Here is a 22,155-nt window from a genome sequence, read left to right on the forward strand (position 1 = left end):
CGCCTGGATGCAGGAAGTCGGCGGGACCCGAGTCAGCAGCCACACCAGACCAGTCGCGTCGCAACACTGTGACGCGAGCACGTTCGAAGAAGCAAGGGGTAGCCGTCCGATGGCAACGTACGCGATCGTCAAGACCGGCGGTAAGCAGTACAAGGTCGCTGAGGGCGATCTCGTCAAGGTCGAGAAGATCGAGGGTGAGCCCGGCACGGCTGTCTCGCTTGCTCCGGTCCTCGTCGTCGACGGGTCCGCGCTGACCACCGACGCAGACGCTCTGGCCAAGGTCTCGGTCTCTGCCGAGATCGTCGAGCACACCAAGGGCCCGAAGATCCGCATCCACAAGTTCAAGAACAAGACCGGGTACCACAAGCGCCAGGGCCACCGTCAGAAGCTGACGGTTGTCAAGGTCACCGGTATCAAGTAACTCGAACTTCGGCTTCACAACCCAGGAGGGTTCGTCATGGCACACAAGAAGGGCGCATCCAGCTCCCGTAACGGTCGCGATTCGAACGCACAGCGACTCGGCGTGAAGCGTTTCGGCGGCCAGTCCGTCAACGCCGGCGAGATCATCGTGCGTCAGCGTGGCACCCACTTCCACCCGGGCGTGAACGTGGGACGCGGCGGCGACGACACGCTGTTCGCTCTCGCGGCGGGTGCTGTCGAGTTCGGCAGCAAGCGTGGTCGCAAGACCGTCAGCATCGTCCCGGCCACGGCAGACGCCTGAGTCAGCCGTCCGATAAGGACACCGCGAGAGCATTCTCGCGACATACTCCCAATAGGGGCGGGCCAGGGTCGCACACCCTGACCCGCCCCTATTGCTCGTTTCATCGGTAGTTTTCGTTCGGAGAGAGGTCCACCCATGTCCCGTTTCATCGACCGGGTTGTGCTGCACGTCAGCGCCGGCAAGGGTGGCAACGGCTGCGCCTCTGTCCACCGCGAGAAATTCAAGCCGCTCGGTGGCCCTGACGGTGGCAACGGAGGCAATGGCGGTGACGTCATCCTCGAGGTCGACGAGGGCGTGCACACGCTGCTCGACTTCCATTTCCACCAGCACGCGAAGGCGACGAACGGCGCACAGGGCGCCGGTGGCAACCGCGAGGGAGCGAACGGAAACCATCTCGTGCTGAAGGTGCCCGACGGCACAGTGGTCCTCGACAAGCACGGCCATGTGCTCGTCGACATGATCGGCGCAGGCACCCGCTACGTGGCGGCGCAGGGCGGCCGTGGTGGTCTCGGCAACGCCGCACTCGCGTCCCGTGCCCGCAAGGCACCGGGCTTCGCGCTCCTCGGCGAGGACGGTCAGGAACTCGACCTCGTCCTCGAATTGAAGTCCGTAGCCGATGTCGGTCTCGTCGGATTCCCATCGGCGGGAAAGTCCTCGCTCGTGTCGGTGCTGTCTGCCGCGAAGCCGAAGATTGCCGATTATCCGTTCACGACTTTGGTGCCGAACCTCGGCGTGGTGCAGTCGGGCGATACCACCTTCACCGTCGCCGACGTGCCCGGGCTCATCCCCGGTGCCAGCGAGGGCCGCGGTCTCGGGCTCGACTTCTTGCGTCACCTCGAGCGCTGCGCGGTCCTGGCGCACGTCGTGGACTGCGCAACGCTGGAACCGGGTCGTGACCCGATCTCCGATGTCGACGCTCTCGAAGCGGAGCTTGCCGCATACCAGCCGGCGTTGTCGGGCGACAGCAGCCTCGGCGAGCTCTCCGAGCGCCCCCGCATCGTCATTCTCAACAAGGCCGACGTTCCCGATGCCGCCGAACTCGCCGAGTTCGTCACGCCCGAGTTCGAAGCCCGCGGATGGCCTGTCTTCACAATCTCTGCGGTCAGTCGGGAAGGGCTGCGTCCCTTGACATTCGCGTTGGCGAAGATGGTCGAAGAGTACCGTGAGGCTCACCCACCCGCGGCTCCTGCGCGCCCCATCATCCGTCCCGTCGCTCGCGACGAGACCGGGTTCAGTGTGGTGGCGGACCCGAACGAGCCCGGCGGCTTCATCGTGCGCGGCACCAGGCCTGAACGCTGGATCCGTCAGACCGCATTCGACAACGACGAAGCCGTCGGCTACCTCGCCGACCGCCTTGCGCGCCTCGGCGTCGAGGACGAGCTGGTCAAACAGGGCGCCGAACCCGGCTGCTCCGTCACGATCGGTGACGTCAGCTTCGAATGGGAACCGCAGACTCACGCGGGTGTCGACGTGGTGCCGACGGGCCGCGGCACCGATTCGCGTCTGGATCAGACCGATCGGGTGGGCGCCGCCGAACGCCGTCACGCCAAGAAGGTCCGCCGCGGTCTCGCCACCGACGACGACTTCTGAACCGAGGAGAACAGTGAGCGACACCCGCGGGGTCATCGCTTCCGCACGCAGCATCGTCGTCAAGATCGGATCGTCGGCCATCACGAGCCTGGCCGGGGGGCTCGACCGTGAGCGCCTCGATCGACTCGTCGACGCCATCGAAGGACGTATGCAGGCCGGTTCGAACGTCACCGTCGTGTCCTCGGGCGCGGTCGGTGCCGGGCTGGCGCCCCTCGGACTGACCGCGCGACCACGCGATCTCGCGACCAAACAGGCTGCCGCGAGCGTGGGACAACTCGCACTGGCGCACGCGTGGGGGACCTCGTTCGCCCGGTACGACCGCACAGTCGGGCAGGTGCTCCTCACCGCCGACGACATCGCCCGTCGTACCCAGCATCGCAACGCGCAGCGCACCCTCGACCGACTTCGTTCACTCGGCGCGGTGCCCGTCGTCAACGAGAACGACACCGTCGCGACCGTCGAGCTACGATTCGGCGACAACGACCGTCTCGCCGCTCTCGTATCGCACCTGACCAGCGCGGACGCACTCGTTCTCCTCTCGGACGTCGACGGGCTGTACGACGGCGATCCCCGCAACGGGGGGGCGACCTTGATCCCGGAGGTCACCAGCCCGGAAGATCTCGACGGTGTCGTGGCGGGCTCGGGCGGTGCACTCGGAACCGGTGGGATGGCGACCAAGCTTTCCGCGGCGCGGCTCGCCGCAGACTCCGGGGTCCCGGTGTTGCTGGCTGCCGCGTCGGATGCGGCACGGGCATTGGGCGCTGCCGACGTGGGCACCGCCTTCGCTGCGCGGCCCGAGCGAATGTCGGCCCGCCACTTCTGGGTTCGGCACGCGGCCGATACGGTCGGTACCTTGCACCTCGATGCGGGGGCAGTGCGTGCCATCGTCGAACGACGCAGGTCGCTGCTCGCAGCGGGCGTGACGGGTATGAGCGGCAGCTTCCATGCCGGCGACGTGGTCGCGCTCGTGGGCCCCGACGACCGCACTGTCGCGCGTGGTGTTGTGGCCTACGACCCGAGCGAACTCGACTTCATGATCGGCTTCTCCACGAGGCAGTTGCCTCAGGATCTGCAGCGACCGGTCGTGCACGCCGACGACCTGGTACGCATTTAGTCCGAAGATTCTCGGCGGGCCCTGAAAGGTGTAGCCGCGCGATGTAGTGCGGCGCTCACTGCGGCAAAGGCCGGCCGGTGCTTGCTGCCCGAGCGGTACGCGATGCGGGTTCGTCTCCCGGCAGGGAGGGCTGTGAGCGACACTCCCGGAGGGACATCGATCGCGCCGAGTTGCGGTACCAATGCGACACCGGCTCCTGCTGCAACCAGTCGCAGGACCGTCGCGAAATCGTCGATCCGGTGGGTTACCTGCGGCTCGAAGCCCTGCGATTGGCAGGTGCGCACGGCCATGGTGTGGCACAGGGTTCCGCAGTTTCCGAGAATCCAGCGACTCTCGGCGTGGTCACGCACCACTGCAAGACCGGTCGCGTTCGGGCGGATGGAGGAGGCCAGGTACACGACCTCGTCGAGGAGCGGCTCGAGCTCGATGCCGGATCCCATCGTGGAGGGAACATTGTCGTACTCGTGCACAAGTGCCATCTCCAAGTGCCCTCCGCGCAGGAGATCCGGCACATCGGCTGGGTCGACTTCGACGATCGTCACCTCCAATTCCCTTTCTGAACGGCCGATTTCCAGCATCGCGGGGAGAGCAATCGACTGTAGGGCGGTGGGGAACGTCCCCAAACGGACCGACCCCGACAGCCCCCGCGCGCTCGCGGCGAGCGCAGCCTCGGCCCGTTCCAATTCGGCAAGAAGGGTCTCGGCGTGCTCGACGAGAGTGACCCCCGCCGCAGTAAGGCTCACTCGACGCCCCGTGCGAACCAGGAGAGGCCTCTTCACCTCGCGTTCGAGTGCGGAAAGCTGTTGCGACACCGCTGACGGCGTATACGAGAGAGCGTCAGCCACGGCCGCAATGGTGCCTCGATGGGCGAGCTCGCGGAGCAGTCGGAGTTTGCGGACGTCGAGCATCAGAACAGCTTATGCTAAAAAGCCTGAATGCTAACTGGATCTGTAGTGCATGAGCATCGAAACTAGGTGCATGACTTTTCGACCATCCGGAATTCTCGTCCCGCTCGTCACCCCGTTCGCAGAGAATGGTGGCATCGCATATGCCGATCTGGAACGCCTCGCACACGACATCGTCGTCGACGGCGCCACCGGGATCGTCGCGTTGGGGACGACTGCAGAGGTCAGTGCATTGAGCACACGGGAACGTCAGGACGTCGTACGAATCTGTGGGAGGGTGTGCCGAGAGCACGACGTTCCGCTCATCGTCGGTGCAGGTTCCAACGACACGGCCGGCACGGTGCGGGCCATCGACGAACTGAGCTCGGAGGCCGACGTCGCGGCAGCACTGGTGGTGGTCCCGTATTACACACGTCCATCCGAGCCGGGAGTCGTGGCGCACTTCGAGTACGTGGCCGAGCGCAGCCCGGTGCCCTCGGTCCTGTACAACGTGCCGTACCGAACAGCGCAGCGACTGGGCTGGGAGTCGATCGTCCGGCTGTCGGAGCATCCCCGAATTGTCGGGATCAAGCAGGCGGCCGGCTCGGTGGATACCGACACTGCGCGACTCCTTGCGGAGTCCTCGGACTCGTTCTCGATTCTCGCCGGTGAGGACACGCTGGTCTCGCCTCTGCTGGCAATGGGTGCCGAGGGGGCGATCCTGGCAACTGCGAACGTCTACGCACGCGAGTTCGCGGAGCTCTTCCAGCTGTGGACCGGTGGCGATCCCGCCCGGGCGCGGGCAGCGGGCAACCGACTCGTCGGACCGGCCAGTGCATTGATGTCCCAGCCCAACCCGACCCTCATCAAGGCGGTTCTTCATGCAGAGGGACGGATCTCCACACCGAATGTGCGGTTGCCGTTACTCCCCGCACGTGAGCTTCCTGCTCCTCGCGACCTACTCCGATCCCTCGCAGAGATCGCGCCGATCGACGAACGCTGCGGCTGATGCAGATCTAGCGACACTTTCCCCACGTAGTGCGGCTTTCCTTTGCCTCACGACCCACGGCAACCCGAGCAACGCGAGGAAAGTTGGTGTGGGATTTGGGGTCGCGCGCGCAATGTCATGATCCGGAGAGCGCGCCAAGCACCTCAGAGGTGCCCGCCTCGACCTTGACCGTCGCGTGGGTGTCTCCGCGGGTAGGTCCCCGGTTCACGATCGCCACCGGGATATCGCGCTCGACGGCGCGACGGACGAAACGCAGCCCCGACTGCACCGTGAGCGAACTCCCCGCGACGAGAAGCACATCGGCCTGATCGACCAACGCGTAAGCGGCGTCGACGCGGGGCCGGGGCACGATCTCACCGAAGTACACGATGTCGGGTTTGAGCATGCCGCCGCAACGGTCGCAGTCGACGACGGTGAAATCACCGGTGTCCGCGACGACGGCGTCGGCGTCGGGCGCAACCTCGAGCCCGGTGACAGCGTGTGTCCGTTCCGTGAATCCGGGGTTCGCTGCGGACAACCGTTCGTGCAGCGTGAATCGTGAGATGCGGTTGGTGCACGCGAGACACCGAACCTGAGCGTACGAGCCATGCAGGTCGATCACCCGGCGGCTGCCCGCCTTCGTATGCAGCAGGTCGACATTCTGGGTGATGACACCGAGGACCGTTCCACTTCGCTCCAGCGCGGCGACCGCGCGGTGACCGGCGTTCGGTCGTGCCGCATCCATGTGTCGCCACCCGACGTGGTTGCGCGCCCAGTATCGCTGGCGGAACGCCGGGTCGCCGACGAACTGCTGGAACGTCATGGGGTTGCGTGGCGGGGAATCGGGCCCCCGGTAGTCGGGAATCCCGGAATCCGTCGACACCCCGGCCCCGGTGAGGACAGCAATGCGTCGCCCGTCCACGAGCGAACGCAATGTCTCGGACGGGATCGTCACCGTCGACTCTCGGGTACCGAACACGGGGCCCTCCTTCGCGGCACCATCCTATTCCCGGACTGTTGTGTTCGGTCCGCGGGCGGGCAGGAGGTCTCGGACAACGTCGATACTGTCGGCGTCGGCAGGAGACTTGTCGGGGCGGTAGCGCAGGACCCTGGCGAAACGCAGCGTGACACCACCCGGATATCGGATGCTGGACTGCACACCGTCGAGCTCGATCTCCACGACCAACGCGGGCCGCAGGTACACGGTGTGCTCATCGCGGTGGGATTCGAACGCGGGAAACTCGCTGGTCTGCCACCGCAACAGTTCGTCGGTCAATCCCTTGAAGGTCTTACCGACCATGATCGGTGAACCTCCGTCGGGGTCGCGCGCACCGAGGTGCAGATTGGACAGGAACCCGGTGCGGCGCCCGTATCCCCATTCGGCACCGAGAACGATCAGGTCGAGTGTGTGCTCGGGCTTGACCTTCTGCCACGAGTGGCCGCGGCGACCGGCCAGATAGCGAGCCGACAAGGACTTGATCATGATCCCCTCGTGACCGTGTTCGAGGGCGGCGTCCAGGTGAGCATGCGCAGCAGCCGGATCCGGTGCCACGACCGACGGAATCCTGTGCGCGCCTGCGGCGCGATCCAGGAACGTAAGGCGTTCGGACAGTGGAAGATCGAGTAGATCCACGCCGTCCAGGTGGAGGCAGTCGAAGAAGAACGGGTGGAGGAGGAGCTCGCGTGTGGTGCTCGCCCCGAAGCGGCTCATGGTCTCCTGGAACGGCCGGGGACGCCCGGAATCGGTGAGGGCGAGTGTCTCCCCGTCCAGCACAACACTGCGGCACGGTAGTGCGGCCACGAGTTCGACGAGTTCGGGCACCGACGAGGTGATCTCGCGCAGGGTCCGGGTGAAGACCCACACCGAATCGCCGGCGCGATGCACCTGGATGCGCGCACCGTCGAGCTTGTACTCGACACTGCATTCCCCGGCGAACTCGTCGAGCGCTGACTCGAGGGATTCAGCGGGCACGGCAAGCATCGGCCGGACAGGTCGCCCGAGTTCGAGTCGGAACGCGGCAAGGGCGCTTTGCCCACCGGCAAGCGCAGCGGCTGCCGCGCGGGAAAGCTGCCCCGAGAGCATCACCGCTCGTCGTACGGTGTCGGCAGGCAGCTCCGCGGTGACCGCTACGGCGTCGATCATCACGCCTTCGAGTGCACCTTGTCGGAGTTCCCCTCCGAGTAGCTGTGCCAGGAATGCCTGTTCCTGCGCCGTGGCACGGGTGAACAGCTCGGAGAGCAGAGTCTGCCTCGACCCGGTCGATCCGGGACCGGACAGGCCGGCGATGCGGTCGACGAGAGAGTCGACATCCGTTACCACCAGCGTCGGATGTGTAGCGGGGGTTGCCTGCAACACCATGAGGGTGCGGAATCCGATGCCGATGCGCCCTTGTGGCAGCGCTCCGGACAGCCACGACACCACCGGCTCGACCTCCCCGGCGGTCGCCTGTTCGAGGAGCGCACGCAGGGCGGCGATCTTGACCTTCCTCGACCGCGTCGCGGCAACTGCGGCGGAGGTCTCGACCACCTGTGTGAAGAACACGGTTCGACGCTATCGCCGGATTGTTCTCGATGTCGACGAATGCGGGATGTGGCGCGCAGCGACCGGCGACCATGGAGTGTAGGGCGACGCGACGAGGGGAGACGGGGATGGGAGCAGCAAAGGATTCGTCGAAGGCTGTGGAAATCGACGTCGACGGCAGGGCGGTACGGATCTCGCATCCCGAACGCATCTACTTTCCGGCGCTCGGCATCACCAAGCTCGACCTGGCCCGGTACTACATCGCCGTCGGAGACGGTATTGTCCGCGCATTGCGGGACCGGCCGTGCATGCTGCACCGATTTCCCGACGGTCTCGACGGCGACAAGGTGCACCAGAAGCGACTGCCGCGCGGTGCACCGGACTGGGTGCAGACCGTCCGTGTGCACTTTCCCCGGTACAACCGAGACGCCGACGAACTGTGCGTCACCCATCTCGCGGATGTCGTGTGGGCGGTACAGATGTCGACGGTGGAGTTCCACCCGTGGAACTCACGCCGCGCCGACGTGGAGAAGCCGGACGAGTGGCGGATCGATCTCGATCCGATGCCCGGATGCGACTTCGGGAAGGTGCAGCTCGTCGCGTCGATTGTGCACGAGGCGCTCGACGAACTGGGAATAGTGGGGTGGCCGAAGACCTCGGGTGGGCGCGGACTCCACGTGTACGTCCGAATCGAACCGAACTGGGAGTTCGGCGATGTGCGCAGGGCTGCACTGGCTTTCGCGCGAGAAATAGAGCGCCGTGCGCCGGATCGGGTGACCACCGCGTGGTGGCGTAAGGACAGAGATCCGACCGCAGTGTTCGTCGACTACAACCAGAACGCCCGCGACCACACGATTGCGAGCGCGTACTCGGTCCGGGGTGTTCCGGAGGCGACCGTGTCGGCACCGGTGCGGTGGAACGAGATCGATGACCTCGATCCCCGCGACTTCACGATCGAGACCGTTCCCGAGCGATTCGCGAAACTCGGTGACCTGCAGGCCGGAATCGACGAGCGTGCGTTCTCGCTCGGGACGCTGCTGGAATGGGCTGATCGGGACGAGCGAGAATCTCCGGAGGGCACGGAACCTCAGTAGCCGGCGCTGACATCGAGCACTGCGACCGGCTCGACGCCCGACGCGAACCGCGTGACATTCTCGATCACCCGTTCCACATAGGCGGGCATCCGCAGGGCCGGTGGATTCGAATCATGCGGGGTGACCATCGCATTGGGCAGCGACCACAAGGGGTGCCCCTCGGGAAGAGGCTCGGGATCGGTGACGTCGAGTCCGGCGCCCGCAATCGTGCCGGTCGCCAGAGCGTGGACGAGTGCCTCGGTGTCGATGAGGCTGCCGCGGGCAATGTTGACCAGCCAGGCGGTCGACTTCATCGCGGCCAACTCGGCCGCGCCGATCAGCTGCTCGGTCTCGGGCGTGGCTGCAGCTGATACGACGAAATGATCTGCAAGAGGCCAGATCTCGTCGATCCTTTCGGCCGAGAAGGTCTCGACCGCGCCGGGGACGGGACGTCCGCTGCGGTTGACGGCCAGAGCCTGCGCGCCGAGCGACGAAAGCATTGGGATGAGGGCACGTCCGATCCCGCCCGCGCCGATGATCCCGACCGTCGCTCCGCGCAATGTGCCCAGACGTGGATAGAACTCCTCGGGTTGCCACGATGTCGTCGCGAGATGCTGGGGGAGTGCTCGCACACCGGCGAGTAGCAACATCAGGGCGTGTTCGGCGACCGTTGCGGAGTAGGCGCCGGCCGCAGACGACCAGAGTATCTGCGGGTGACGCTTGATGATGCCCCACTCGAGCCATTGCTCGACTCCCGCGGAGGGCAATTGAACCCAGCGGACCGACTCGGGCAGAGCCGGAGGGAACGAGTCCGGCCCGCTGGTCCAGATCAGTGCGTCGGGCCTCTCCTCGAGTGGCACCGGGATGCCACCTCCGCTGCTGACCGCCCGTACGAACATGGCGTCGGACCTGGGACCGACAGCAATGCGGGGCGAACGCTGAGTGGAGGCCATGGCCTCGACTCTATGCGTCCACCCCGCATCGGTCACGCTGTGTGACCCCGATGTTCGGAACGATCAGGCGGTTTCTTCGACGATGAGCGGGTAGACCCCGTTCTCGTCGTGCACCTCACGGCCGGTGACCGGGGGATTGAACACGCACAGCATCCGCATGCGGGTCTCCGGCTCGACGCGGTGCCGCTCGTGCCCGTTGAGTAGGTACATGGATCCGGGTCCGAGGTCGTACACGACATCGTTGTCCAGGTCGCGCAGCTTGCCGGTGCCCTCCACCAGCCAGACGGCCTCGATGTGGTTGGCATAGTGGAACTCGTTGATCGTCCCGGCCTCGATAGTCGTCTCATGGAACGAGAAGCCGACCTTGTCACCGGCGAGGACGATGCGCTTGCTGCGCCACTGTCCGTCATCGGAGGTGATGTCGCGCTCGGTATCGGTGATTTCCTCGGTGGTGCGCACGATCATGTGAAGCGATGCTCTTTCTATTGGTGAACTGGGAAGGGAGTGGTCAGGAACGGACCTTGGCGGTGGCCTCCGCGAGGATGTTCAGACCGTACTCGAGTTCGTCATCGGTGATGGTCAGCGGCGGCAGCAGCTTGACCACCTCGTCGGACGGACCCGACGTCTCGGCCAGCAGGCCCTTCTCGAATGCGAGGGCACACACCTTCTGGGCATCCGACGGATCATCGAACACGAGACCCTGGACCAGGCCGCGGCCGCGAGTGGACACACCCTCGAACATGTCCGACAGGTTCATGAAGGTCTGGTGGATGCGCTCACCCTTACGGAGTGTGCCGCGCTCGAGCTCGTCGTTGGTCCAGTAGTGGTTCAGCGCTGCAGTTGCCGTGATGAACGACGGGCTGTTCCCGCGGAAGGTGCCGTTGTGCTCACCCGGGCCCCAGACGTCGAGTTCGCGCTTGAACAGCGTCAGCGCCATCGGCATGCCGTACCCACCGATGGACTTCGACAGCGTCACGATGTCCGGGGTGATGCCGGCTTCCTCGAACGAGAAGAACGCACCCGTACGGCCACAGCCCATCTGGACGTCGTCGACGATGAGCAGGATCTCGCGCTCGGCGCACAGATCTGCCAGGGCGCGGAGCCATTCTGCGCGTGCGACATTGACACCGCCCTCACCCTGAACGGTTTCGACGATGACAGCGGCGGGCCGGTTCAGGCCACTGCCGGAATCGTCGAGGACGCGTGAGAACCACTGGAAGTCCTCGGTGACGCCGTTGAAGTAGTTGTCGAACGGCATGGGGGTGGCGTGGACGAGTGGCACACCGGCACCGGCGCGCTTCATGGAGTTGCCGGTGACCGACAGTGCACCGAGCGTCATGCCGTGGAACGCGTTGGTGAAGTTGATGATCGATTCGCGTCCGGTGACCTTGCGGGCCAGCTTGAGCGCGGCCTCGACGGTGTTGGTACCCGTGGGGCCGGGGAACTGGACCTTGTAGTCGAGTCCGCGCGGCTTCAGGATCACGTTCTCGAAAGTCTCGAGCAGGTCGCGCTTGGCGGTGGTCATCATATCGAGGCCGTGGGTGACCCCGTCCTTCATGATGTAGTCCACCAGCGCGGACTTCAGGACCGGGTTGTTGTGGCCGTAATTGAGTGCTCCGGCGCCGGCGAAGAAATCCAGGTAGTCCTTGCCGTCCTCGCTCCGCAACCAGGAGCCGGACGCTGTTTCGAATACTGCGGGCCACCCACGGCTGTAACTGCGAACCTCGGATTCGAGGTGCTCGAAGATATCGTTACCAGCGTGGGTGCCAGGCTTGTCTTCCAGGATGGTCATTTTCTCTGGTCCTCCTGTTATGAATTTCGATGACGAACTCGGCGCGGAAATTCCCGTAATGCCTGATCAATCGCCGATCGTGTAAAGATCTTCTGCCAGATGTGAATCGGGAAAATCGTCGGGAGCGAACAAGTCGGTTCGCGTGATATGGGTGCCACGGCGTCGTGCCAGGGCGGTGAACATGGCGATCGAAGCAGCGTTGTCGGGGCTCACGGTGGTTTCCAACCGGGTCACGCCGGACGGGCGGAGTCGGTCGAGGAGGGCGTCGAGCATGCGCCCGGCCACTCCGCGGCCACGCTGATCAGCATCGACAGCGACCTGCCATACGAACAGTGTCTGGGGGGAATCCTGCCTGCGGTAGCCGGTGATGAATCCGACCGGGCGGTCGGTCTCGTCCACGGCCACAACAGACGTGTCGGCGAAATCGCGACACCACAGCACATACGCATAACCGGAATTGACGTCGAGTACTTCGGAATCACGGGCAATCTGCCACAAGCGCTTTCCGTCGGAGATCTCTGGGCTCCGAAAACTCAATTCAGCCGGTTCGGTGGTTGGGGTACTACTTTCCATAACGGGCTTCATAAGTAGTTCGAACCTAACAAGAGTGCCGATCGAAATCACCCCTTTGGTCCGAATTCGCGGGGGGATTGCCGGGTTCTGCGCAGGTGAGGCGGCTGTTGTGAGGCCGGTCACAATTGTGTATCGTCCGTCGCTGTCCGAGCGATTACTTCGGGCTCGCCAGCGCGAACGGCAGGACCCCGCCGGCTCCCGCCGCGATGAGGTGCCGCGCTGCCATGGTCAAGGTCCACCCGGTATCGGTGACGGCGTCGACGAGGAGCACCGGTCCGTGATGTCCGTCGAGTTCCACCGGTTCCCACGCGTCGAGCAAGGAAGCGATCCGGTACGCCGAGTTCGCGGCGGTCACTGCCGGCGCGCCGGGTCGCCGCCGCAGGACACCCAGGTTCGTCAGGCGGCCCAGTCGAGCGAGGTGCCCGGCAAGTGACTCCACCAGGACCGGGTGGTCGGGCGACTCGAGTGCCATGACCGCGGTCGGCCGCTCGGCCCAGTCCCATGCCGCCAGCACGGCGACGGCGGCCTTCACGACGGATTCGGGCGCGTCCGCGTCGGGACCGTCCAGCAGTGTTCGCAAACGCGGACCCCATCCGAGATCGGACAGCCGGCCGAGTACGCGACCAGGCTCCGGGCCGTCCGTGATCTTCCCGGACAGCTTGACTCCGAGTGTGGCCATGCCGGTGGGCCACTGTTTGCGTGGCGGGAGATCCACACCCGGGCGTTCGAGCCGGGCTCGGGTGCGCCGCACCTGTTCATCATCGACATCGACGCTCCACCGCACTCCTGTGCAGTTGTCGCACCGACCGCACCCGGGCATGTCACGGCTCGACTCCGGGTCGTCCAGTTGGCGGCGCAGGTAGACCATGCGGCACCCCTCGGTCCGCTCGTATTCGAGCATCGCCTCCTGCTCGGCGGAGCGGGCTGCCTCGAGGCGGGCGTAGCGCTCCGCGTCGTAGTCCCACGATCGTCCGGTAGCGATCCAGCCTCCCTTGACGCGGCGAACGGCACCGTCGACATCGAGAACCTTCAGAACCATCTCGAGCCGGGACCGAGTCAGGTCGACTCGGGGCTCCAGTGCCTGCGTGGACAATGGGCGCTCGCTGTCCAGCGCGCCGATCACGCGGCGCACCAGCGACTCCTCGGGGAATGCGACGGACGCGAACCATTTCCATATCTGTCGGTCTTCACTGCCGGGTAGGAGTATCACGTCGGCGCGATCTGTGGAGCGGCCCGCGCGCCCGACCTGCTGGTAGTACGAGATCGGCGACGAGGGAGCACCGAGGTGCACTACGAACCCGAGGTCGGGTTTGTCGAAGCCCATGCCGAGTGCTGAAGTCGCGACCAGTGCTTTGACACGGTTCGCGAGGAGATCGGCCTCGAGCTGTTCACGCTCGGCGGTGTCGGTCTGCCCGGTGTAAGCGGCCACCGCGTGACCGTGTTCGGCGAGCAGCGATGCCAGGTCGCGTGCTGCGGACACGGTCAGTGCGTAGACGATGCCCGAGCCGGGGAGCTCGTGGAGATGTTGCGCAAGCCATGCGGCGCGCTGGGCCGGCTCCTCTATCCGCACCACCGACAAGTGCAGCGACGGCCGGTCGAGTCCGCCCCGCAGGACCAGCGTGTCGTCGCTTCCCGCACCCACACCCAATTGGGCGGCGACATCCGCAACTACCCGGTCGTTCGCGGTCGCGGTGGTCGCCAGGACCGGGATGCCGTCCCCGAGTTCGGCCACGAGTGTGCGGATACGCCGATAGTCGGGCCGGAAATCGTGACCCCAGTCCGACACGCAGTGCGCTTCGTCGACTACGACGAGCCCTGCGTCGCGTGCCAGCGCAGGCAGCACCTCGTCGCGGAAGTCCGGGTTGTTGAGCCGCTCGGGGCTGACGAGCAGAATGTCGACCTCGCTGTGCGCGATGCGCTGGTGAATCCCATCCCACTCGGTGATGTTCCCGGAGTTGATGGTCGCGGCCCGAACTCCTGCGCGTTCTGCTGCCTCGACCTGATTGCGCATCAACGCGAGCAGCGGGGAGACGATGACGGTGGGCCCGTGGCCGCGTGCGCGGAGAAGTTTGGCGGAGATGAAGTAAACCGCGGACTTGCCCCAGCCTGTGCGTTGTACCACGAGGGCACGGCGCCGGTGCACCACGAGCGCCTCGATCGCAGTCCACTGGTCCTCACGGAGAGTCGCGTGGGGCCCGGCCAGTTCGGTGAGCAGCCGTTCGGCCTCGTCGCGCAAATCGATCATCGGGGTGCTCATATGCCCCATCGTGCACGAAAGCTCCGACGTCCACCCGTTGCGCGGTAGTCGCCGCGACGGCCTACTATCTGTACGTTACGGTGGCCCGGCGCGGGTGGTGTGACGGACGGATCGTTACCGCCGCTAAACTGCCCGTATGTCGATCAGCGCTGCCTCCGTTGCCCCCTCCTCGACTTCGGGACGGATCAGGAACCCGGAATTTCTCGCCAAGGTGGTCTCTGCGGAAGAGGCAGTCCGATACATCCACCCCGGCGACACCGTTGCGATCAGCGGTTTCGCCAGTGCAGGTACCCCGAAGGCCGTAACGCCGGCCCTGGCCGAGCGGATCCGCCGAGCTCGTGCAGCCGGCGATGAATTCGCCATCGGCCTGCTGACCGGTGCCTCGGTGTCGACCGAGACCGAACGTCTGCTCGCCGAGACCGAGGGTGTCGCGCTGCGGATGCCCTACCAGTCCGAGGCCACCGCGCGTGCCTCCATCAATGCCGGCCGTATGGACTACGTCGACATCCACCTGTCGCACGTTGCACAGCAGGTCTGGGAGGGCTACTACGGCACGATCGACGTTGCGGTTGTGGAGATCGCCGGCATCACCGAATCGGGTGAGTTGATCGCGGCGACCTCCGTCGGCAACAGCAAGACCTGGCTCGATATGGCCGACCGGATCGTGCTCGAAGTCAACTCGTGGATCCCCGAGGGGCTCACGGGCTGCCACGACATCTATTACGGCACCGCGCTGCCACCGCACCGTAGGCCGATCCTCCTCACCGATGTGGACGACCGGATCGGACAGCCCCACTTCACGGTCGACCCCGAGCGCGTCGTCGCGGTGGTGGAAACCCACAAACCTGACAGCCCGAGCAAGCTGACCCCGCAGGACGACACCAGCGAAGCGATCGCGATGCACGTTCTCGATTTCTTCGGCCACGAGGTGTCGGCGGGCCGTCTCCCGGCCGACACCCTGCTTCCCCTGCAGGCGGGTATCGGCAATGTCGCCAATGCGGTTCTCGCCGGTCTGTCCCGCGGTCCGTACCGGGGGTTGACCTGCTATTCCGAGGTCATCCAGGACGGCATGCTGCAGCTGATCGAGGACGGCACAGTACGATTCGCCTCCGCAACTGCGTTGGCGCTGTCGGAGAGCGGCCTCGACGAATTGATGAAGAACATCGATTTCTACCGCGGCCGCATCATGCTTCGGCCCCAGGAGATCAGTAACCACCCGGAGATCGTGCGACGGCTCGGCATCATCGGCATGAACGGAATGCTCGAGGCCGACATCTACGGCAACGTCAATTCCACCCATGTAATGGGCACGCGGATGATGAACGGGATCGGCGGTTCCGGCGACTTCGCCCGCAACGGCTACCTGTCGATGTTCCTCAGTCCGTCCACGGCACGAGACGGCGCTATCTCCTCGATCGTGCCGATGGTGTCCCATGTCGATCACACCGAGCACGACGTGCAGGTGCTCGTCACCGAGCAGGGCCTTGCAGACCTGCGAGGCTTGTCGCCACGACGACGTTCACGGGTTGTCATCGACAAATGTGCACATCCCGACTATCGCGCGGAGCTGACCGACTACGTCGACCGTGCCGAAGCGGGCGAGACCGCGGGCCATACACCGCACCTGCTCGGCGAGGCGTTCGGCTTCCACCAGCGATACGAGCAGACCGGATCGATGCACTCGCGGTGAGCTCGCCGAGTCAGGGGCCTTCCACCGGTGCCGGGTCGATTTCGTGCTGTGGCAGGACATCGATCACTGCGGCCGAGATGTCTTGCAGGGGAGTCGGTCCCGAGCCGTTCGGCACTGTCAGTGCAACGTAGACCGGACGGTCCACCGCGTACCACGTGCTGGCGTCGATGCCCTGCTCGGCGCCCGACACCTCGAACCACTGGACCCCGTCGATGACCTGCAACGCAGCTGCCTGATCGAACTCGGCGGGTCGTTCGAGACCGCACCTCAGAACCACCTCCGACGCATCGGGCGCCTGCCATGCTGCGGCCCCGACCGGCGCGGGATCGGCCAGCTCGGCGCGGGCGAATTCCCCCATGTTCTCGGGAACTGCGGCGAGCAGGTCGGTGCACGAGATCGACTCTGCTTCTGGTGCAGGCACCGGTCCCAGTCCCACCGGACTGGTCACGGGATCCCGCGACACCATGATGGCAGCCACGACGACCCCCGTGAGCAGCGCGACGGGAAGCGCGACCGCGGTGGCGATAGTGGCGGGGCTACGCCGGTGCTCGTCCGCGGCCTGAGTGGTATCGGGGGTCTCGGCGGAATCGGGCGCGGTCGGATCGGGTTCGGGCGCGGAGTTGTCGTTCATGTGTTTCCCGGAATCGGAGAGTGAGCGGGTAGGAAGGTAGCGTTTGACGACGCTAGCAGGGCTTGTGCTCCGTCCGAACTACAGCCGATCGAGAAAGAGGCGCCAATCACCGTGTCGGATCCGCTCGGTTCATCCAGCAGCCCCCGCCGAGAACCCACCGTCGCCGAGGTGGGGGAGTTCCCCACGATCGTCCGCGCGACCGCCGGGCGACAACAGCCCGAGACGACGCTGGTGGGGCCGGGGCACGACGCTGCGATCGTCGCGGCGGGCGATGGCCGCGTAGCAGTCTCCACCGACATGCTCGTCGAAGGTCGCCACTTCCGCTTCGACTGGTCGTCGCCGCGGGACATCGGACGCAAGGCGGTGGCCCAGAACGGGGCGGACGTCGCCGCGATGGGAGCACGTCCCACCGCATTCCTCGTGGGTCTCGGCTGCCCGCCCGACACCCCGGTCTCGATACTCGACGAGATCTCCGCGGGTATCGGTGAAGCTGCCGAAGCGATCGGCGCAGGCGTGGTCGGCGGGGATCTCGTGCAGGCCGGACAGGTGGTTGTCTCAGTTACCGTCCTCGGAGACCTGCAGGGGCGCGCACCGTTGCTGCGCTCCGAAGCGCTCGCCGGCGACATCGTTGCACTCGCAGGCACCGTCGGGGCATCCGCAGCGGGTCTGGCTCTGCTCGAGGCGAAGCACACCGGATTCGCCGATCTCATCGACGCCCACCGGGTTCCGACACCGCCCTACGAGGCCGGCGTCAGCGCGGTACTGGCCGGGGCTCGTGCAGGCACCGACATCTCCGACGGCCTGCTCGCCGATCTCGGGCACATCGCGGTCGCGTCCGGTGTCGCGATCACCGTCGAACAGCACACCCTCGAACCCCCAGCACGCCTGAGGGCCGCGGCACACGAGCTCGGAGCCGACCCGTGGAACTGGGTCTTCACCGGCGGGGAAGACCACGCCCTGGCCGCGTGCTTCCCCCCGGGGGTGGATCTGCCGGACGGATGGCGGCGGATCGGCCGTGTGCACGACGGCAGTGGGGTGACGGTCGACGGCCGGAAGTGGGGCGCCCGGGGCGGGTGGGAAAGTTTCGGGCCGGTGAACTCGAGATAGGTTTTTCCCATGGCTGTTTACGCGCTCGGCGACCGCATTCCCGACATTCACCCCACTGCATACGTACACCCCGATGCGGTGGTCATCGGCAACGTCACCCTCGGCGCTCATGCCTCGGTGTGGCCGACCGCGGTGCTGCGGGCCGATTACGGCCGGATCGTCGTCGGCGATGAGACCAACATCCAGGACGGCACGATCATCCACTGCACCGCCATCGACGACACGATCCTCGGCGCACGATGCGTGGTCGGGCACAACACACACATCGAGGGCGCCACGATCGGTGACGGCGCCCTGATCGGCTCGGGTTCGCTCGTGCTCAACGGGTCGACGATCGGCGAGGGCGCACAGGTTGCGGCAGGTGCCCTCATCCCGCCGCGCTTCGAACTGCCGGCGCGTCGGATGGCGATGGGAATCCCCGCGAAGATTCGTGAAGGATTCGAGTTACCCGAAGGCCACTTCGATGCGAACGCGAAGATGTATGCCGCGAACGCGGACTACTACCGCACCGCCCTGCGTCGAATCGACTGACCGGACCGTATGACAGAGGAGTTCCTGACGTGAGCGAACAGACTACAGAGCGGGCGACGAAGCCTCTGTCGGAGATCGTCGACCCGGGCTGGGCGCAAGCCCTCGCACCCGTCGCCGAAGACATCACCGCGATGGGCACCTTCCTCAGGGCGGAGATCGCAGCCGGACGCAGGTACCTTCCCGCCGGTGAGAACGTGCTGCGCGCGTTCACCCACCCGTTCGACGGCGTGCGGGTGCTGATCGTCGGGCAGGACCCGTACCCGACGCCCGGCCACGCGGTCGGATTGAGCTTCTCTGTGGCCCCGGATGTGCGGCCAATTCCGCGTAGCCTCGCCAACATCTACCGCGAGTACGGCGAAGACCTCGGATTGCCGCAGCCCACCAACGGTGACCTCACGCCCTGGTCGGAACAGGGCGTGCTGTTGTTGAACAGAGTGCTCACCGTGCAACCGGGTGAGCCCGCATCACACCGGCGTAAAGGGTGGGAGAGCGTTACCGAACAGGCGATCCGAGCGCTCGTCGCACGGGATGCCCCTCTCGTCGCGATTCTGTGGGGCCGCGACGCAGCCACCCTCCGCCCACTTCTCGGCGGGGTCCCGACCGTCGAGTCTGCGCACCCATCGCCGTTGTCGGCGTCCCGAGGATTCTTCGGGTCGAAGCCCTTCAGTCGCGCGAACGCGCTGCTGGTGGAGCAGGGTGGCGAGCCGGTGGACTGGCGTCTGCCCTAGCCGACCGGCTCGCGACGATCACTGCTGTGCGGCGTTGGCGCCGAGCGACCAATCGGGGCGGCGCTTCTCGACGAATGCGTCCACACCTTCGATGCCTGTGGGGGTTGTCGATGCTGCGGAGATCGACGCGGCCTCGGCGTCCATCTGTTCGGACAGCGACCGGTGAACGGACTCGTTCACCAGACGGTGGATTCCCGCGTAGGCCGCCGTCGGGCCGTGTGCGAGCGTGCGCGCGATCCGCAGGGCTTCTCCCTGGATCTCGTCGTCGCCCACGATGCGGCTGAGCAATCCCAGCCGGACTCCTTCCTCGGCGCTGATGACAGCGTCCGTGAGGATGAGTTCACGCGCGCGGGCGAGGCCCACCACGCGCGGCAGAGTCCACGACATGCCGCCGTCCGGGGTGAACCCGATCGACGGGTAGGCGGCCCGCAGCTTGGTTCCGGGACCTGCGAACGCGATGTCTGCGTGCAGCACGATGCTCATGCCCGCGCCCGCAGCCCAGCCGTGCACTGCAGCGACGACAGGAACTGCGATGGCGTCGAGTGCGCGAATGAAGTCGTGGAACAGGTTCGCGATGTCGAACAGGTGGGCGCTGCGGTCTTCCGCCGCAGCGAAGCCGCGGACGTTTCCACCCGCGCAGAAGTTCGCGCCCTCGCCGACGAGCAGGACTGCACCGATCTCGGGACCGGCCGAACGCAGGGCGTCGATGCCCTGTCGCATGCCTTCGGGGGACAACGACGTGCCGTGTTCGGCGGTGGCCACGGCGATCCGCAGCACACCGTCCTCCACGCGTACGAGGGACTGTTGGTTATCGGTCACTGTCGCACCATATCGGTATCGGTGGCCGAACGATCAAGGCCCCCGGTGCATTACGCACCGGGGGCCTTGATCTACATCTCGACCGGGATCAGCCGCGAGCAACCTTTCCTGCCTTCAGGCAGGAGGTGCACACGTTCATCTTGCGGGTGTTGCCCGGTGCAACCTGAGCGCGAACGCTCTGGATGTTCGGGTTCCAGCGACGATTGGTACGCCGGTGCGAGTGCGAGACCGACTTCCCGAAGCCGGGGCCCTTGGCGCATACGTCGCAGACGGCAGCCATGTCGCGAACTCCTTGTGTCTAGTGGATATCTTCTGTCTGTGCATGCTTGAGACACGGGGAGCGTAGTCACCCGTGTCAGGCAACCGGACCAGCTTAGCCAACCGGACGGCCTAAGACCAAACCGGACACGTGAACGGGGCGCGGCTAGTCTTTCCACGAGTGTACGACGGCACGGGAAAGGGGTTGATTCGGTGCTCGAAGGCGGTGAGGGCGTCGACGGTCGAGCACTGCGTCGTTGGGTCGAGTTGGCGTTGGCCACCCTCGACGAACGGTGCCACGAGATCAACACCCTCAATGTCTTCCCGGTCCCGGATGGAGACACCGGGACCAACCTCCTCGCCACGCTGCGCGCCGGTGCCGACGAACTCGGCGGACCCGTCGACGGTGCACTCTCGGTCGGAGCGGTCGCCGAAGCACTGGCCCGCGGTGCGTTCGTCGGAGCTCGCGGCAACTCCGGGGTGATTCTTGCGCAGGGACTGCGCGGCGTCGCGGACTCGATCGCGGGACTGACCGCCGTCGACGGTCGCGACTTCGCGCGTGCCCTGGACCGGGCCGCCACGACCGTGACCGATGCCCTGAGCACCCCCGCGGAGGGCACGGTCGTCACGGTGCTGCGCGCGGCCGCGGACGGAGCGGGACGCGCGGTGATCGACACGAAATCGTTGCGGGGCGCTGTCGGGGCCGCCGCCGACGCCGCGGCGACCGCGCTCGAGGTCACACCGGAACAGCTCGAGGTCCTTGCCGCGGCCGGAGTCGTCGACGCCGGCGGTCTCGGTCTGCTGATCCTGCTCGACTGCCTGGTCGAAATCGTGTCCGGCCGGCGCCCCGACCGTCACCTGCGCCTCACCAGCTCGCCCGTCGCCGACACCGGTGGGCCGGACATCCCGGATCGCGACGCTGCCGAACGGGATGGCGAGACTCAGGACTACGAGGTCATGTACATCGTCGACGGGTCCGATCGCGCGCGGATCGCGGTGCTCCGGGCCCGGCTCGACGAACTGGGCGACTCGGTTGCGATCGTGGGGGACGGTTCGGCAGGATGGTCGGTCCACGTGCACTGCTGCGACGCCGGTGCTGCGATCGAGGCGGGAGTTGCGGCGGGCAGGCTGCGCCGCATCTCGATCACCTGCTTCACGCTGCAAGCAGACCGACTCGGGCAGTGCGCACCGAGTGCCCCGAGTGCACCGAGTTCCCCGAGGTCCACGTCCGGCCGCGCGGTCCTCGCGATTGCCTCGGGTGACGGCGCGGAGGGATTGTTCGACGCCGAGGGCGCTACCGTCCTCTCCGCAGAGACAGCCGTCGACCCCCGTCTGCTGCTCGACGCGATCCGCTCGTTGCCGAGCTCGGACGTCCTCGTCCTTCCCAACGGCTGGGTGTCGGAGCAGGACGTCGTCGCAGTGGGTGCGCAGGCCCGAGACGGTCGACGCGAGGTGATGTTCCTGCCGTGTTCCTCGATGGTCCAGGGACTGGCGTCCCTCGCAGTGCACGACGCGCGGCGCGCGACCGTCGATGACGCGTTCGCGATGTCGGAAGCGGCGGCCGCGACCCGCTGGGGATCATTGCGGTACGCGACCGAACGTGCCTTGACCTGGGTCGGGACGTGTCAACCGGGAGACAGTCTCGGGCTCGCGGGACGAGATGTCGTAGTCATCGAGCATGATCTTGTGGCAGCGGGTGTGTCGCTGCTCGACAAGATCCTCGCCGCGGGTGGTGAGCTCGTGACGATGCTCGTCGGGGACGGCGCCCCCGACGGTCTCGCCGAACAACTGACCCGCCACCTCGACGACCGCCACCCGGAACTGGAGGTCGTGGTGTACCAGGGGGGACAGCGCAGCGACCTGCTGCAGCTCGGCGTCGAGTAACCGGCGACCTCGGATGGTCACCGCACGGAACGGAAGGGACG

The 22,155-nt window shown here is 66.2% G+C and carries 22 protein-coding genes; 11 read left to right on the forward strand and 11 right to left on the reverse strand.

The genetic code is table 11. The features are described from left to right. Positions 1–109 precede the first annotated feature (109 nt). The 4 genes from rplU (at position 110) to proB (ending at position 3,425) form a co-directional block, all read left to right on the forward strand. On the forward strand, positions 110–421 hold the full coding sequence (rplU, locus tag MWU77_RS16750) for a 50S ribosomal protein L21 (RefSeq protein ID WP_169688608.1): 312 nt from the start codon (positions 110–112) through the stop codon (positions 419–421). 36 nt (positions 422–457) lie between these two features. Next, positions 458–721, forward strand: coding sequence for a 50S ribosomal protein L27 (gene rpmA, locus MWU77_RS16755; protein WP_247274283.1), 264 nt, complete (start codon positions 458–460; stop codon positions 719–721). A 135-nt stretch (positions 722–856) separates the two neighbouring features. After that, positions 857–2,311, forward strand: coding sequence for a GTPase ObgE (gene obgE, locus MWU77_RS16760; protein WP_169688610.1), 1,455 nt, complete (start codon positions 857–859; stop codon positions 2,309–2,311). Positions 2,312–2,324: 13 nt separating this feature from the next. Beyond that, positions 2,325–3,425: a glutamate 5-kinase gene (proB, locus tag MWU77_RS16765; protein WP_169688611.1), complete on the forward strand. Its 1,101-nt coding sequence runs from the start codon at positions 2,325–2,327 to the stop codon at positions 3,423–3,425. Here the strand turns inward: proB and MWU77_RS16770 are convergent. Continuing rightward, a complete protein-coding gene (locus MWU77_RS16770) occupies positions 3,422–4,333 on the reverse strand; it encodes a LysR family transcriptional regulator (protein ID WP_247274284.1) in 912 nt (303 codons plus the stop codon). The two genes, proB and MWU77_RS16770, sit on opposite strands and share 4 nt — an antisense overlap. Before the next feature lie 70 nt (positions 4,334–4,403). Between MWU77_RS16770 and dapA the strand changes: the two genes are divergently transcribed. Then, positions 4,404–5,318: a 4-hydroxy-tetrahydrodipicolinate synthase gene (dapA, locus tag MWU77_RS16775; RefSeq protein WP_169688613.1), complete on the forward strand. Its 915-nt coding sequence runs from the start codon at positions 4,404–4,406 to the stop codon at positions 5,316–5,318. 115 nt (positions 5,319–5,433) lie between these two features. Here the strand turns inward: dapA and MWU77_RS16780 are convergent, their stop codons facing one another. Both MWU77_RS16780 and MWU77_RS16785 read right to left on the reverse strand, forming a co-directional pair. Further along, a complete protein-coding gene (locus MWU77_RS16780; RefSeq protein ID WP_247274285.1) occupies positions 5,434–6,276 on the reverse strand; it encodes a Sir2 family NAD-dependent protein deacetylase in 843 nt (280 codons plus the stop codon). Positions 6,277–6,300: 24 nt separating this feature from the next. Then, complete coding sequence (locus tag MWU77_RS16785) at positions 6,301–7,839, reverse strand: ATP-dependent DNA ligase (protein ID WP_169688615.1); 1,539 nt, start codon at positions 7,837–7,839, stop codon at positions 6,301–6,303. A gap of 107 nt (positions 7,840–7,946) precedes the next feature. On the opposite strand from MWU77_RS16785, the gene ligD reads away from it, so the two are divergent. Beyond that, entirely contained in the window at positions 7,947–8,912 is a 966-nt protein-coding gene (gene ligD, locus MWU77_RS16790) for a non-homologous end-joining DNA ligase (protein ID WP_169688616.1), read from the forward strand. Here the strand turns inward: ligD and MWU77_RS16795 are convergent. From MWU77_RS16795 to MWU77_RS16815, 5 genes are all read right to left on the reverse strand, one after another. Then, positions 8,906–9,844: a D-isomer specific 2-hydroxyacid dehydrogenase family protein gene (locus tag MWU77_RS16795; RefSeq protein WP_169688617.1), complete on the reverse strand. Its 939-nt coding sequence runs from the start codon at positions 9,842–9,844 to the stop codon at positions 8,906–8,908. The genes ligD and MWU77_RS16795 overlap by 7 nt on opposite strands. A 63-nt stretch (positions 9,845–9,907) precedes the next feature. Continuing rightward, positions 9,908–10,309 carry an ectoine synthase gene (locus MWU77_RS16800; RefSeq protein ID WP_169688618.1) on the reverse strand — a complete coding sequence of 134 codons (402 nt, stop codon included), beginning with the start codon at positions 10,307–10,309 and terminating at the stop codon, positions 9,908–9,910. Between the two features lie 43 nt (positions 10,310–10,352). Then, entirely contained in the window at positions 10,353–11,636 is a 1,284-nt protein-coding gene (gene ectB / locus MWU77_RS16805) for a diaminobutyrate--2-oxoglutarate transaminase (protein ID WP_169688619.1), read from the reverse strand. Between the two features lie 66 nt (positions 11,637–11,702). Then, a complete protein-coding gene (gene ectA, locus MWU77_RS16810; RefSeq protein ID WP_169688620.1) occupies positions 11,703–12,221 on the reverse strand; it encodes a diaminobutyrate acetyltransferase in 519 nt (172 codons plus the stop codon). A gap of 142 nt (positions 12,222–12,363) precedes the next feature. Next, on the reverse strand, positions 12,364–14,466 hold the full coding sequence (locus MWU77_RS16815; protein WP_247274286.1) for a RecQ family ATP-dependent DNA helicase: 2,103 nt from the start codon (positions 14,464–14,466) through the stop codon (positions 12,364–12,366). 136 nt (positions 14,467–14,602) lie between these two features. Here MWU77_RS16815 and MWU77_RS16820 point away from each other — a divergent pair, with 136 nt between their 5' ends. Then, positions 14,603–16,156 (forward strand): acetyl-CoA hydrolase/transferase family protein, encoded by a 1,554-nt coding sequence (locus MWU77_RS16820; RefSeq protein WP_169688622.1) that lies wholly within the window; start codon positions 14,603–14,605, stop codon positions 16,154–16,156. Positions 16,157–16,166: 10 nt separating this feature from the next. Here the strand turns inward: MWU77_RS16820 and MWU77_RS16825 are convergent, their stop codons facing one another. Beyond that, complete coding sequence (locus tag MWU77_RS16825; protein ID WP_247274287.1) at positions 16,167–16,787, reverse strand: DUF3515 domain-containing protein; 621 nt, start codon at positions 16,785–16,787, stop codon at positions 16,167–16,169. 111 nt (positions 16,788–16,898) lie between these two features. Between MWU77_RS16825 and MWU77_RS16830 the strand changes: the two genes are divergently transcribed. Genes MWU77_RS16830 through MWU77_RS16840 form a run of 3 tightly spaced genes read left to right on the forward strand, consistent with a single transcriptional unit; the run spans position 16,899 to position 19,153 of the window. Continuing rightward, positions 16,899–17,894 (forward strand): thiamine-phosphate kinase, encoded by a 996-nt coding sequence (locus MWU77_RS16830; RefSeq protein WP_169688624.1) that lies wholly within the window; start codon positions 16,899–16,901, stop codon positions 17,892–17,894. 9 nt (positions 17,895–17,903) lie between these two features. Continuing rightward, positions 17,904–18,425, forward strand: a complete 522-nt coding sequence (locus MWU77_RS16835) for a gamma carbonic anhydrase family protein (RefSeq protein WP_169688625.1) — start codon at positions 17,904–17,906, stop codon at positions 18,423–18,425. Between the two features lie 29 nt (positions 18,426–18,454). Continuing rightward, positions 18,455–19,153, forward strand: a complete 699-nt coding sequence (locus MWU77_RS16840; protein ID WP_247274288.1) for a uracil-DNA glycosylase — start codon at positions 18,455–18,457, stop codon at positions 19,151–19,153. An 18-nt stretch (positions 19,154–19,171) separates the two neighbouring features. On the opposite strand, the gene MWU77_RS16845 is transcribed toward MWU77_RS16840, so the two are convergent. Continuing rightward, positions 19,172–19,972, reverse strand: coding sequence for an enoyl-CoA hydratase/isomerase family protein (locus MWU77_RS16845; RefSeq protein ID WP_169688627.1), 801 nt, complete (start codon positions 19,970–19,972; stop codon positions 19,172–19,174). Between the two features lie 88 nt (positions 19,973–20,060). Next, positions 20,061–20,252, reverse strand: a complete 192-nt coding sequence (gene rpmB, locus MWU77_RS16850; protein WP_054720034.1) for a 50S ribosomal protein L28 — start codon at positions 20,250–20,252, stop codon at positions 20,061–20,063. Between the two features lie 191 nt (positions 20,253–20,443). On the opposite strand from rpmB, the gene MWU77_RS16855 reads away from it, so the two are divergent. Then, positions 20,444–22,114: a DAK2 domain-containing protein gene (locus tag MWU77_RS16855; RefSeq protein WP_169688628.1), complete on the forward strand. Its 1,671-nt coding sequence runs from the start codon at positions 20,444–20,446 to the stop codon at positions 22,112–22,114. The last annotated feature ends 41 nt before the right edge of the window (positions 22,115–22,155 follow it).

Source organism: Rhodococcus sp. F64268 (genome assembly GCF_023015605.1).
GTDB lineage: Bacteria > Actinomycetota > Actinomycetes > Mycobacteriales > Mycobacteriaceae > Rhodococcus.

What these genes read in the sequence shown, in the direction of transcription:
- rplU (WP_169688608.1), top strand. Translation starts at nt 110, where the DNA reads ATGGCAACGTACGCGATCGTCAAGACCGGCGGTAAGCAGTACAAGGTC.
- rpmA (WP_247274283.1), top strand. Translation starts at nt 458, where the DNA reads ATGGCACACAAGAAGGGCGCATCCAGCTCCCGTAACGGTCGCGATTCG.
- obgE (WP_169688610.1), top strand. Translation starts at nt 857, where the DNA reads ATGTCCCGTTTCATCGACCGGGTTGTGCTGCACGTCAGCGCCGGCAAG.
- MWU77_RS16770 (WP_247274284.1), bottom strand. Translation starts at nt 4,333, where the DNA reads ATGCTCGACGTCCGCAAACTCCGACTGCTCCGCGAGCTCGCCCATCGA.
- dapA (WP_169688613.1), top strand. Translation starts at nt 4,404, where the DNA reads ATGACTTTTCGACCATCCGGAATTCTCGTCCCGCTCGTCACCCCGTTC.
- ligD (WP_169688616.1), top strand. Translation starts at nt 7,947, where the DNA reads ATGGGAGCAGCAAAGGATTCGTCGAAGGCTGTGGAAATCGACGTCGAC.
- MWU77_RS16795 (WP_169688617.1), bottom strand. Translation starts at nt 9,844, where the DNA reads ATGGCCTCCACTCAGCGTTCGCCCCGCATTGCTGTCGGTCCCAGGTCC.
- MWU77_RS16800 (WP_169688618.1), bottom strand. Translation starts at nt 10,309, where the DNA reads ATGATCGTGCGCACCACCGAGGAAATCACCGATACCGAGCGCGACATC.
- ectB (WP_169688619.1), bottom strand. Translation starts at nt 11,636, where the DNA reads ATGACCATCCTGGAAGACAAGCCTGGCACCCACGCTGGTAACGATATC.
- ectA (WP_169688620.1), bottom strand. Translation starts at nt 12,221, where the DNA reads ATGAAGCCCGTTATGGAAAGTAGTACCCCAACCACCGAACCGGCTGAA.
- MWU77_RS16815 (WP_247274286.1), bottom strand. Translation starts at nt 14,466, where the DNA reads ATGAGCACCCCGATGATCGATTTGCGCGACGAGGCCGAACGGCTGCTC.
- MWU77_RS16820 (WP_169688622.1), top strand. Translation starts at nt 14,603, where the DNA reads ATGTCGATCAGCGCTGCCTCCGTTGCCCCCTCCTCGACTTCGGGACGG.
- MWU77_RS16825 (WP_247274287.1), bottom strand. Translation starts at nt 16,787, where the DNA reads ATGAACGACAACTCCGCGCCCGAACCCGATCCGACCGCGCCCGATTCC.
- MWU77_RS16835 (WP_169688625.1), top strand. Translation starts at nt 17,904, where the DNA reads ATGGCTGTTTACGCGCTCGGCGACCGCATTCCCGACATTCACCCCACT.
- rpmB (WP_054720034.1), bottom strand. Translation starts at nt 20,252, where the DNA reads ATGGCTGCCGTCTGCGACGTATGCGCCAAGGGCCCCGGCTTCGGGAAG.